This is a genomic window from Beijerinckiaceae bacterium (genome assembly GCA_004564215.1).
Classification (GTDB): domain Bacteria; phylum Pseudomonadota; class Alphaproteobacteria; order Rhizobiales; family Beijerinckiaceae; genus Methylocapsa.
The window spans coordinates 2088685-2100731 of sequence record CP024846.1 but is presented as its reverse complement, the minus strand read 5'-3'; the positions used below and the strand labels follow the sequence as shown (position 1 = coordinate 2100731).

Sequence of the window (12047 nt, the reverse complement as noted above, 5' to 3'; positions counted from 1 at the left end):
GTTTGGCTGACTTTAACAAGGGGTTTAAATGAACATGGACGGGCTGACGTGGTTTGGGCTGATCGCCGTTACCTTGATGCTGATCAGCTATGCGCTCGAAGAAAGAAGCCCTTGGTTTATCTTCGCTTTTGCCGGTGCGTGTTGCCTTGGTTCCATCTACGGATTCTTGCAGGGCGCCTGGCCTTTCGGCGTCGTCGAGGCCATCTGGAGCCTGGTTGCACTGCGGCGTTGGAGCGCTGTCCGGCGAACCCAATCTCCAGGCTAGCTTGACCTTGAGTTTATCGATTCGGGAGGGCCATCTGGCCTTATTCGCGAACGATCCGGGGAGAGAAGTGGGTGCGCGCCGGAACTGCGAGACTCTGCCGCCGGTCGGCAATCGCATGCCGGAGCTGATTCAGCGCCAGATTCAAGGCGCCCATTCGGTTGACGCTTAAGGCGTGGATGGCGTCGGGCGCCAGGGCCAGTGCCAGAAGCTCATCGGCTTCTTCTTCATAGGCATCGAGAATTTCCGGCCGCTGGGCGCTGCGGACCGCCCTGGTGATATGCATCAGACGGCCCAAAATCTTGTCGGCTTCCGTGCTCCTTTGCCCGGCAAACCTGGTCGCAACCGCCGCCAGGCCCGTCCCGAGGACGCTGAAGATCATCGCACCGATATAGAAGACATCGCTGTATTTCTCGAAAAAGCTCACTTCTTCATTGTCCAGATAGGCGAGGGCGCCCGGATGGACCGGCAATGAAGCCCCCTTGTCCGCAGGGGGAGCCTCGATACGGTTGGCAATCGCAACCCGCGCCGCGATCGCGGGCCGCACGGCCAGCATCAGCCGCATCGCCGCGCCGACGGTTTCATTGTTCAATTCATGGCGTGCCACAAGCCGTGTGCTCACCCCGAGCGTGTCGAATTCGACCGCCGGTTTGGGCTGCGCACCGCCAAACGCGCCGCGCGTCACTTCCACACCTTCGTAAGCGGGCGAGCGCTGGGCGATCGCCTTGGCCTCGGCGATGGGAATGAAAACCGGCGGGCCTTGCCCAGCAAGCGCAACGGTATTGACCGCCTCGGTCAAGCGTTCCGAGCCAGGCGCGCCAATCGCCAGGACCGCATCGATCTCCTTTCGCTCGATGGCCCGGCCAAGTTCCGCGAGAGTCAAAGATATCCGCCGCACCGAGGCCAGCGGAACATCATATTGAACTAGCGCAGTGTCGAGCAGCGCCTGATTGTCCACTTTTCCGGCCGGTGCGGATTGCAGAATGCCGACTTTATGACCTTGCAGATCATCGATCGTTCGCAGCGTGGTTTGCGCCGGCGCAAACAGCACGGCGGCGTTCCGGCGCATGATCAACACGGTCTGACCGCTCGGCGGCATCGCGATATCGCTGCGCACGACGGCAAGCTCGGCGTGTCCTTCTTCGAGCGCGCGCGAGGCCTCCGCGAAACTCTCGACCGCAATCAGCTTGAAGCGAATAGCTTCGCGATCCTTGGCGAACTCTTGGGCCGCGGCCGCGAGGATTGCCTGGTCATCGCTGTCGCGCGAAACGGCGACTCGCAAGACAGTAGGCCGCTCGTAGTAGTAAATGCCGCTGCCGACAGCGGCGATCGCAGTCAGGATTCCGATAGTCGATAAAAGCAAGAGACGGCGCATTCAGTTTCCCCGCCTGCTTCCGGAATGGAAGCTCGCAAAATCTCCAAGTTCTAGCCGGTTACCACGTCCGAGTTCGTGTCGAGCTTGACTTGCGTTCGCGGCAAAGAAAAGGCGCCCGCGAATACTTCGCCAATTAGAATCACGCAGGGGCCGTCCGGTTCCAGCGCGGCCACCTTGCCCGGCAAATCGGCGATCGTGCCGAAAATGCACCGTTCATCCGGGCAGGTCGCGCGTTCAACCAAAAGCGCCGGTGTCGAGGGTTTCATACCATGGGCCAACAGGTGCTCGGCCAGCGCCTTGAGCGTTTTAACGCCCATGTAAACAACACTGGACGCCCTAGGGTCGCAAAGCGCGTGCCAATCGATATCCTCGGGAAGCTTGCCATCATGCGCATGCGCCGTGATGAACTGGAGCCGCCGGGCCTTGTCTCGCTCGGTCAGCGGCAGCTTCAGCGCTGCCGCGGCGCCGAGCGCGGCGGTGACACCGGGAACGATCTCGACAGGGATGCCGGCCGCCTGCAAGGCCAAAATCTCCTCATTGGCCCGGCCGAAGATCATCGGATCGCCGCCCTTCAGTCGGACCACCCGCTTGCCCTGCGACGCCAAAGCGATCAGCCTCGCAACAATGTGATCTTGCTTGCAGGAAGGCTTGTAGCCGCGCTTGCCGACAGGAATTTTTTCGGCCTCCCGCCGCGCCATCTCGAGGATGCCAGGAGCGACGAGATCATCGTATAAGATCACATCGGCGGACTGGAGAAAGCGCAAAGCTTTGAGCGTCAGAAGCTCCGGATCGCCCGGACCCGCGCCAACAAGGGCAACCGATCCACCCGGCGCTTCCGGCAGGCCGGCCTCTGCCGCGGCAAGCAGCTTGGCAAAATCGCCCTCGTTCGGCGCGCGGCGCGCGACCAGCGCCTCGCGGCTAAACATTTCCCAAAAGGCGCGCCGTGTTTTTGCCGGCGACCGCGCGGGCTTTAGCCGTCCACGCCACAGCTTGGCAATTTGCGCCCAATGTTTGATTTCGCGCGGGAGCAACGCTTCGAGGCGGCCGCGCAGCGCTTGTGCCAGGACGGGGGAGCCGCCATCGGTCGAAATTCCGATCACCAAAGGCGAACGGTCGACGATGGCGCCAAATTGAAAATCCGAATGGGCAGGCTTGTCGATGATATTCACCGCGACGCCTTCGGATCGCGCCACCGCCTGAAATTCCGTGGCTTCGGCGGCGCTCTCGACGTCGGCAATGGCGAGCGCTGCCCCTTCCATCTCGTTGGGGCCGATGTGACGCCGGACGAGGGTCACCGAAGGACAGCGCTCGACGAAGACAACCAGAGCGGAACAGGGATGCGAGCTATAAATGTCGACGCTTGCCCCTGCAGCGTGGCAAAGCTCGGCCTTCCACAGAATCGCATGGGAGCCGCCCACAAGAACCACACGCTTGCCGGCAAGAGCGTAAAACACCGGCAGGGATGCAAGCTCCCGCATCAGCGGTCCGCGTTCCATCTCCGATTCGCCGGAGAGCGGAAAAACTTCATTCATCCGCGCAATTTTGTCCTATCACTATTGCCGCACTGTTCATTATCCCTTGCGAAGCCAGAGCACCTGACGATAAGCCAGTCGGCGTCGTATCAAGGGAAGGCACTCAGCAGAATTGGTCGTGGTCGAATGGCTCTAGGCCTCATTCAAGCATTTTCCCCATTTCAGTGAAAATGCGTTCGCCCCGCCAGAAAGGAATAGCATGGGCGCTTCTCATCAAGCAATCGGAGCCATGCATGGCAACTCTCCCTGAATTCCTTCGGTTCCGACCGCTCGTGAGGCGCCACCGGCGGCCTCGCCTCTGTCCGGCGCTCGGCGTGCTGGCCCTCCTCTGCTTCACGTGGTGGCCGGGCCCAACTCGCGCGGATGTTTTCGTGCCGAGCTTTTGGGATCCCCATCATAGCGTTCCCAAGCCTGACCTCAGTAGCCTGCACAGTCTGCGTTTTTTGACCGAGGACGATTACCCCCCGTTCCATTTCGCCCTGCCGGACGGAACGCTGGCCGGCTTCGATGTCGATCTGGCGCGTGCCATCTGCGAGGAATTGAAAATCGCCTGCACGATTCAGGCCCGGCGTTTCGATACCTTGATCGACGCCCTCAACAGCAAGCAGGGTGACGCGCTGATCGCGGCAATCCGCATCAGCCCCGAGACCCGCGCCAAGCTCGACTTCACCGGCCCCTATTACAGCACGCCGGCCCGTTTCGCGGGAAGCAAAGCTAAACAGTACCAGCCTGTCACGCCGGAGAGCATGCGCGAACAGACGGTCGGCGTCGAAGCGAAAAGCGCGCACGAAGCCTATCTCGAGGCGTTTTTCCCGGCTGCGATCCGACGGCCGTACGCGTCGCAAAATGCGCTGCGCGAAGCCCTGCTCAGAGGCGAGATCGACACGATTTTCGCCGATGGCATCTCGCTCAGCTTGTGGCTCGACGGCAAGGACGCGCGAAACTGCTGCGCGTTTCGCGGCGGCCCGTTTCTCGATGCCAAATATTTTGGTGAAGGCGTCGGTATCGCGATCGAGAAAGACAATACGACATTAAGGGAGGCGCTCGATTACGCTCTCGCAGCCCTTGCCGCGCGGGGGACTTATGCAACTCTCTATCTCAAATATTTCCCGCTGAGTTTTTATTAGTGGCGTGACCGGTCGAGGCGCGGCTTAAAGATATCTTTCCAGATCGCGCGCGGCCTGCTGAGGCGGCCTCGACAGATTGAAGGCACTGACGAACCGTCCGCGCTTATCCATCAAATAAACGACTCCGGTATGATCCACCGTGTAATCGCCGGGTTTTTCGCCAGGCACCTTCTTGGCATAGACGCGAAAAGACTTGGCAATGGCTTCGGTCTTCGTGGGATCGCCAGTCAAACCGATGATGCGCGGATCGAAGTTTTCGAGATAGGTTTTCAGGATTTCAGGCGTGTCCCGTTCGGGATCGACGGTCACGAATAAAGCCGCGACCTTCTTGTCCGGCCCAAGTTCTTTGAAGACAGCCGAAATATCGAAAAGCGCGGTTGGGCAAAAATCCGGGCAATGCGTATAGCCGAAAAACACCAGATAGGGGCGCCCGGCAATGTCGGCGTTCGTCACCATCCGGCCGTCCTGCCCGATCATGGTGAACGATCCGCCGATGGCCGGCGACCCGAGCTCAACGCGCCCGGGCATGACGAAATAGGTTACGCCGGCAAGACCGGCCAGGCCGAATGCGAAGGCAAGGACAATGTAAAAAAGGTGGCGGGAAGCCTTTTTTTGCGGAGCAGTCCTGGACACTTTGTTCATGACACGGTTCATGCCGCGAAATTAATCAAAATGCGCAGGCGGCGCCAGTCCGAACCATTAAAAAAATCGTGTCGGGTGCAATGCCCTTAAGGTCGAGCTTTCCGCCCTGCCAAGGAATTGTGCAACGCTTTCGCTTGCTAGCAGATCGGGACTAACGTTATAACCTTCTAAAGGACGGGCGGGCCCGATGAAGCCTCGATGAACGGCATGCATCACCATTTGCCGGCCAAAGCGAATGGACCGGGGTTCTCGCTGCTGCGTCTCTCCGCCTTGGCGCGTTGCGCCGGCGCCTTGGTTGTGATCGCATGCCTCTGGGCGGTGGTGCTGTGGGCGCTGGTTTGAGTGGATTTGGGCATCCTTACATGGACTTCTGATGGACACCGCGATTCGGTTCAGCGATTTGACGCTCGGCTACGATCGCCATCCCGCGGTGCATCACCTGGATGGCAACATTGAAAGCGGCGCTCTGCTCGCCATTTGCGGTCCGAATGGCGCCGGCAAATCGACTTTGCTCAAAGGCATCGTCGGAGCCCTGACGCCGTTGAGCGGCTCGGTGGCCTTGCCGCGCGCGAAGCCTCGTGAAATCGCCTATCTGCCACAGGCGGCAGAGGTCGACAAAAGCTTCCCGGTCAATGTGTTTGATTTCGTCGCAATGGGGATGTGGCGGCGTTGCGGCCTGTTCGGTGGCGTATCCCGCGACGAAGGAACAAGAATCCAATCTGCGATTGCCGCCGTTGGACTCGATGGATTTGAAGCGCGCCCGATTGGGACTTTGTCCGGCGGCCAGTTGCAGCGCATGCTGTTCGCCCGGCTGCTCATCCAGGATGCCGCTATTATTTTGCTCGACGAACCGTTCACCGCGATCGACTCCAAAACCACCGCCGATCTGTTGGCTCTTGTCGCCCGCTGGCACACAGAAAAGCGGACGGTCCTCGTTGTGCTGCATGATCTCGATCTTGTGCGGACGCATTTTCCGCAAACGCTTCTGTTGGCCCGCGAGGCCATTGCGAAGGGCGAGACCAAGGCTGTTTTGACCCCGGAGAATCTGTTGAAAGCGCGCGCCATGATCGAGGCCTTCGACCGACAGGCGCACGCCTGCGTGCGGGCGGCATGAGCGTGCTTCGGGGCCTTCATGCTTCATGATCTGCTGATCGCTCCCTTCAGCGATTTTGCCTTCATGCGCCGCGCGCTCGCGGGCTCATTTGCATTGGCGATTGCCGGTCCCCCGCTTGGAGTTTTTTTGATTTTGCGCCGCATGTCGCTGACTGGAGATGCCATGGCGCATGCGATCTTGCCCGGCGCCGCGCTCGGCTATCTGGTCGCGGGCCTTTCGCTTGGGCCGATGACGATTGGCGGTTTGGCCGCGGGTCTCATCGTCGCCGTCGGCTCGGGCGTTGTCGCGCGCACGACGATCCTGCGCGAGGACGCTTCGCTTGCCGCATTCTATCTGATCTCGCTGGCGCTCGGCGTCACGATCGTGTCCTGGCGCGGCTCGAACATCGATCTGTTGCATGTCTTGTTCGGCAGCGTGCTCGCCCTCGATGATGCAACCTTGATCCTGCTTGCGGCTATCGCGAGCCTTACGCTTGCCGCGCTGGCCGCCCTCTATCGGCCCTTGGTGCTGGAAACGGTCGACCCGGGGTTTCTTGCCTCGGTCAGCCGCAGCGGGGGCCCTGTGCAAATTATTTTTCTTGCCCTGGTCGTCCTGAATCTAGTCGGCGGTTTTCACGCGCTCGGAACTCTGCTTGCCGTCGGAATCATGATGCTGCCGGCAGCGTCCGCAAGACTCATTACGCAGGACATGACCGCGATGATTGCCATCGCGGCCGCACAAGGGCTGATCGCTGGTTATGTGGGACTCGTTGTTTCCTATCATGCCGGCCTGCCTTCGGGACCTTTGATCATTCTGGTGGCCGGCGTCATGTATCTTGCAGCGCTTATATTCGGCCCGGCCGGCGGGCTTTTGCGCCGACTGCGGCCAGTGCAGCATTTGGAAGCCTAATTCCTCGAATGCGGAGGCATGCGTGGCCCTAACGCGGTATGTTCTAACTCTTGTCTTGGCGTTGCTGAGCGAGACCTCTCTGTTTCTGGCCCACGCGCAAAACGCACAAAAATTGCCGATTGTCGCGACGTTCTCGATCCTCGCCGATTTCGCCCGCAATGTCGGCGGAGGCCGGACCGAGATCACCACACTCGTTGGCCCGAACGGCGATACCCATGTGTATCAACCCAAACCTGCCGATGCGCAAAAGCTTGGTTCGGCTCGGCTCATTGTGGTGAACGGCCTCGATCTGGAAGGTTGGATCGATCGTCTGATCAAGACGTCCGGAACCAAGGCACCGATCATTGTCGCAACAAAAGGAATAAGCCCGCAAGAAATGCGCGAGGACGGCCGCATCGGCACCGATCCGCATGCCTGGCAATCCATCGCCAACGCCAAACTCTATGTCGCCAACATTCGCGACGGCTTAGTCGCGGCGGACCCGGAGGGTGCTGCGACCTACCGCGCCAATGCCGACACTTATCTCGCCAAGCTGGACGCTCTCGAAAGCGAGGTGCGGGAAGAAATCGCGAAGATTCCACTGGCGCGGCGCGCAATCATCACCTCGCATGATGCGTTCGGCTACTTCGGCACTGCCTATGGCTTTCGCTTTATTGCCCCGGAAGGCGTTTCGACCGAAACGGAGGCAAGCGCCCGCGACGTGGCCAAGATCATTCGTCAGATCAAGACCCAAAAAATTCCGGCCGTATTTCTCGAAAACATCACCGACCCCCGGCTCTTGCGCAACATCGCCCGCGAATCCGGCGCCACGATCGGGGGAACGCTTTATTCCGATGCGCTCTCATCTCCCGATGGTCCGGCTGCGACCTACATCGACATGGTCCGCAACAACATCAAGCAGCTTTCCGCGGCGCTCGTCCAGAATTAAGGGCCCTTGACGGCCAGGACTCAAACCGGGACAAGTCGCCATAAATCTTTGTTTGCAGCGCCACCTTCGCCGTTACCCGGCAGCGGGCGCTCCCTCGCGGAGTTTTACATGGCCGATAAAATTCCTGTCACCGTACTCACCGGCTATTTGGGTGCCGGCAAAACCACTCTTTTGAACCGCATCCTCACCGAAGATCACGGCCAGAAATTTGCGGTCATCGTCAATGAATTCGGTGAAATTGGCATCGACAATGATCTGGTCATCGGCGCCGACGAAGAAGTCTTCGAGATGAACAATGGCTGCATCTGCTGCACGGTTCGCGGCGATCTCATCCGCATCATCGAGGGTTTGCTGAAACGTAAGGGCAAGTTCGACGCGATCCTGGTGGAGACGACCGGGCTTGCCGATCCCGCCCCCGTGGCGCAAACCTTCTTTGTCGATCAAGAAGTGCGCGACGCCGCAAGGCTCGATGCGGTCGTCACCGTCGCGGACGCCAAATGGCTGGCCGAACGCCTGAAGGATGCACCGGAAGCCAAGAATCAGATCGCATTCGCGGATGTGATCATCCTCAACAAGGTCGATCTCGCGAGCGAAGACGAGGTTGCCGAAATCGAAGCGCGGATCCGCGCCATCAACCCCTATGCCAAGCTGCACAAAGCGGTGAACTGCGCCGTGCCGTTGGAGGCCGTGCTCGGCCGCAATGCCTTCGATCTCGACCGAATCCTCGACATCGAACCGGAATTTCTCACGGTCGAAGATCATCACGACCATGCGCACCATGAGCATGATCATGCGCAGGACGGCCACGCGCATGATCATCACGAGTCTCATGGGCTGAAGCATTACCACGACGAAGATATGCAATCGGTGGCGCTATCGATTGACGGCGATGTCGATCCGGAAAAATTCGTGCCCTGGCTGCAGGACTATATTCAAAGGGAAGGCGCCTCGATCCTGCGCGCGAAGGGCATCCTCGCTTTCAAGGACGAGCCGAAGCGATTCGTGTTCCAGGGCGTTCACATGCTTCTCGATGGCGATCTGCAGCGTGAATGGAAGCCGCAGGAAAAGCGCGTCAGCCGGTTGGTTTTCATCGGGCGCAATTTGAAGCAGGACGAGATCACCGAGGGCTTTTTAAGCTGCGCGGCCTGACCCACGGCCTGTCAGCGCAGGCGGACCGGATAGGTGCTCAACAACGACAGCGACAGCGACAGGATGATCAAAGTGATAATGATCATGAATAAGGTTGTGGAGTGTTTCCGAAGTCTAATTTTAGTGTGCGCAATGAAGGCGGCATAATCAGAGAGGTAGGGGTATTTTTCTCTATTCTCTATTTGATAAAGAGCGTAGTCCCTGCGATCATGATCGACACTGTATTTTTCTAAAACATTGTTGTAGCGCACCCGGTACAGATCCAACTCTGCGACATCGATCTGGTCTTGTTTCAGCTCCAACTCGCGTTCAATTTCCTTGACTTCGAGACCGCTTCTATGAAGTTTTTCGGAATTTATGACGTTGTTGCTGGAGTATTGCAGGAGCGATACAACCAGAATAACCATGGATAGAAATATAATGAAGATGTTCAGGTAGGTCGTGATCTCGGGCGGCACGTTCAAGAAATAGGGTAGCACAGTCAGGATAATGATATAGACCGATGAGACAGCCGCAACCGCCGTCAGTCTCCTGTCACGCCCTGCCAGCCGCTTTGCCGCATTGAACCGCGAACCGGCTGTCTCGCGGAGAGACCTGATGAATTTGTCGAGAATCTCGCCTTGCATAAGGGTGTGATCCGTTGCTGGCTCGGCGCGACCGCTCGCCGATTACAAATATACTTGATCATTTTCACATTAACGTATCTGTCGACCGGACAGTTTCTGGATGTTCGCGGGATAGTTTATCGGCAACTCATGACTTCATCGTTAATTGAACATGTCAGCCTAGTCGATGCAGGCGCGCCCGTCGCCGGGGCTGCTTTTTTGGGGCAAAGCCCCGCCTTGGCGCTCGACGACGGAACCGTGTTGATCGCCACCCCCGGCGCCGAGCGACGCTTCGTGGCCCATCCCGATGCAGCCATTCTGGTTGCTGCCCAAGCGGGTCAAAGCCTTTTCACCGGCGGCGATGACGGCCGCGTCGTTGCGACCGGCCCGGAGGGCTGCCAGGAAATCGCCCATGAAAACGGCAAATGGATCGACGCGCTTGCCGCTCGCGCCGATGGGGCGATAGCCTGGTCGGCCGGAAAGGAAGCCCGCGCGCGAGACCATACCGGCGACGTCAAGACTTTCATCGCCCCTTCAACGGTGCGGGGGCTGGCGTTCATGCCCAAGGGCTACCGCATTGCGATCGCCCATTATGATGGCGCGACACTTTGGTTTCCGAACACCAACGCAGCGCCCGAGGTGTTCAAATGGAAGGGTTCGCATCTCTCCGTCACGGTTTCTCCCGACGGTCGATTTCTCGTCACCTCCATGCAGGAAAACGCACTGCATGGCTGGCGCATCTCGGACAAGCAGGATATGCGCATGAGCGGCTATCCGGCAAAATCGCGGTCACTCTCATGGTCCTTCGATAGCCATTGGCTCGCGACATCGGGCGCGGACGCCAATATCATTTGGCCATTTAAGGACAAGCAAGGGCCGATCGGCAAAGCCCCTTTGGAACTTGGCGTGCGGGAGGCCAAAGTGACCTACGTTGCCTATCATCCCAAATCCCTTGTCGTGGCGCAGGGCTATGAAGACGGGCTCGTGTCGCTCTGCCGGATTCCCGACGGGGCGGAAATTCTGGTGCGCGCCGCTGAGCCGGGAGCTCAGGCGATTACCGCCCTGTCCTGGGATCTGGCCGGCCGCCGGCTGTTGTTCGGAGCGGCAAATGGAGCAGCCGGTATCCTCGATATGCCCGCCTGAAGCCGTTGTAAATCTGTCACTTTGCGGCGCTAGCATCTCCAGCCCTTGAACACACGACGGAGCCCGCGCAATGAACGAAATGCGGCCGCCCCGCGCAGGAGCCCGCCGGGACGACATTTCGGCGATCGCTCAACGCTACGACCGCGTCGCGCTCGTGCTCCAAGGCGGAGGCGCTTTGGGTGCCTATCAGGTTGGGGTCTATCAGGCTCTTGCGGAAGCCGGCTGTGAGCCCAATTGGATCTCCGGCGTTTCCATCGGAGCGATCAATTCCGCTATCATCGCCGGCAATGGGCCAGAAAGGCGGTTGCAAAACCTGGAAGCGTTCTGGGACATCATATCCGGGCGCAAGATCTGGCCGTTTACGCCCGAAGGCGACATTTTTCGCGATTTGCGCAACCAGACGAGTTCCCTGATCACGGCGGTCTTTGGGCAACCCGGATTTTTTCAGCCCCGCGTTCCCAATCCTTGGTTCCACCTTCCGGGCGCATATGGCGCGACGAGTTACTATGATTCAAGCGCCTTAAGAGAGACGCTCGAAAAACTCATCGATTTCGATCTTCTGAATGATGGGCACAAGCGGCTTAGCGTTGGCGCGGTCAACGTGCGCACCGGCAACTTCCTCTATTTCGACACCGAGAAGCACAGAATCGGGCCTGAACATATCATGGCCTCGGCCGCGCTTCCTCCGGCGCTTCCCGCAGTGAAGATCGAGGGCGAATATTATTGGGACGGCGGCATCGTTTCCAACACGCCGCTCCAATATCTGCTCGAACAGGACGAAAGTCAGTCCTCACTCGTTTTTCAGGTTGACCTGTTCAGCGCGCGCGGTGCTCTTCCGCGTGAAATGTCGGAGGTCCTTACCCGCCACAAGGAAATCGTGTATTCAAGCCGCACCCGCCAGAATACGGACGCTTTCGCCCGGGCCCACACCCTGAAGATGCGTCTGGCCGATGCTTTGAAGAGAGTCCCGGTCGAAGCACTGCAGCCGGGCGAAAAAGAGTTTATCGCCCAATGTTCGGCGGCGAACGTCATCAACATCGTCCATCTCATTTATCAGCATAAGAATTATGAGGGCCACGCGAGGGATTACGAATTTTCCGGCACCTCGATGCGCGAGCATTGGGACTCTGGCTACGAAGATACCTTGCGCACCCTGCGCCACCCCGAATGGCTGGAGCGTGCCGCGATTGTACGTGGCGGCGTGACGATCCACGATCTGCACCGAGAGGATCCGACCTAGCGCCCCACCCATGGCGCGTGGTCGCATCGCTTTACCAAATCC

12 protein-coding genes are annotated in these 12047 nt (G+C 59.1%); 8 read left to right on the top strand and 4 right to left on the bottom strand.

Going from position 1 to position 12047, the window contains the following annotated elements:
- Positions 1-34: 34 nt before the first annotated feature.
- Positions 35-265 (top strand): hypothetical protein, encoded by a 231-nt coding sequence (locus CU048_09805; protein QBR72827.1) that lies wholly within the window; start codon positions 35-37, stop codon positions 263-265.
- Between the two features lie 40 nt (positions 266-305).
- Here CU048_09805 and CU048_09800 read toward each other — a convergent pair whose 3' ends face one another.
- Together CU048_09800 and cobA are read right to left on the bottom strand one after the other, a co-directional pair.
- A complete protein-coding gene (locus CU048_09800) occupies positions 306-1637 on the bottom strand; it encodes a C4-dicarboxylate ABC transporter substrate-binding protein (protein ID QBR71520.1) in 1332 nt (443 codons plus the stop codon).
- A 50-nt stretch (positions 1638-1687) separates the two neighbouring features.
- The gene (gene cobA, locus CU048_09795; protein ID QBR72826.1) at positions 1688-3115 is read right to left on the bottom strand and encodes a uroporphyrinogen-III C-methyltransferase; all 1428 of its coding nucleotides are present in this window, start codon (positions 3113-3115) and stop codon (positions 1688-1690) included.
- Positions 3116-3402: 287 nt separating this feature from the next.
- Between cobA and CU048_09790 the strand changes: the two genes are divergently transcribed.
- On the top strand, positions 3403-4296 hold the full coding sequence (locus CU048_09790) for an ABC transporter substrate-binding protein (protein QBR72825.1): 894 nt from the start codon (positions 3403-3405) through the stop codon (positions 4294-4296).
- Between the two features lie 24 nt (positions 4297-4320).
- On the opposite strand, the gene CU048_09785 is transcribed toward CU048_09790, so the two are convergent.
- Positions 4321-4938, bottom strand: a complete 618-nt coding sequence (locus CU048_09785; GenBank protein QBR71519.1) for an SCO family protein — start codon at positions 4936-4938, stop codon at positions 4321-4323.
- A 373-nt stretch (positions 4939-5311) separates the two neighbouring features.
- On the opposite strand from CU048_09785, the gene CU048_09780 reads away from it, so the two are divergent.
- The 4 genes from CU048_09780 (at position 5312) to CU048_09765 (ending at position 9017) form a co-directional block, all read left to right on the top strand.
- Positions 5312-6052 (top strand): ABC transporter, encoded by a 741-nt coding sequence (locus tag CU048_09780; protein QBR71518.1) that lies wholly within the window; start codon positions 5312-5314, stop codon positions 6050-6052.
- Between the two features lie 18 nt (positions 6053-6070).
- Complete coding sequence (locus tag CU048_09775; GenBank protein QBR71517.1) at positions 6071-6940, top strand: zinc ABC transporter permease; 870 nt, start codon at positions 6071-6073, stop codon at positions 6938-6940.
- Between the two features lie 55 nt (positions 6941-6995).
- Positions 6996-7868, top strand: coding sequence for an ABC transporter substrate-binding protein (locus tag CU048_09770; protein ID QBR72824.1), 873 nt, complete (start codon positions 6996-6998; stop codon positions 7866-7868).
- 108 nt (positions 7869-7976) lie between these two features.
- Positions 7977-9017 carry a cobalamin biosynthesis protein CobW gene (locus CU048_09765; protein ID QBR71516.1) on the top strand — a complete coding sequence of 347 codons (1041 nt, stop codon included), beginning with the start codon at positions 7977-7979 and terminating at the stop codon, positions 9015-9017.
- A gap of 11 nt (positions 9018-9028) precedes the next feature.
- Here CU048_09765 and CU048_09760 read toward each other — a convergent pair whose 3' ends face one another.
- The gene (locus CU048_09760; GenBank protein QBR71515.1) at positions 9029-9643 is read right to left on the bottom strand and encodes a hypothetical protein; all 615 of its coding nucleotides are present in this window, start codon (positions 9641-9643) and stop codon (positions 9029-9031) included.
- 129 nt (positions 9644-9772) lie between these two features.
- Here CU048_09760 and CU048_09755 point away from each other — a divergent pair, with 129 nt between their 5' ends.
- The gene (locus tag CU048_09755; protein ID QBR71514.1) at positions 9773-10765 is read left to right on the top strand and encodes a hypothetical protein; all 993 of its coding nucleotides are present in this window, start codon (positions 9773-9775) and stop codon (positions 10763-10765) included.
- Positions 10766-10835: 70 nt separating this feature from the next.
- Entirely contained in the window at positions 10836-12005 is a 1170-nt protein-coding gene (locus CU048_09750; GenBank protein QBR71513.1) for a hypothetical protein, read from the top strand.
- Positions 12006-12047: the final 42 nt, after the last annotated feature.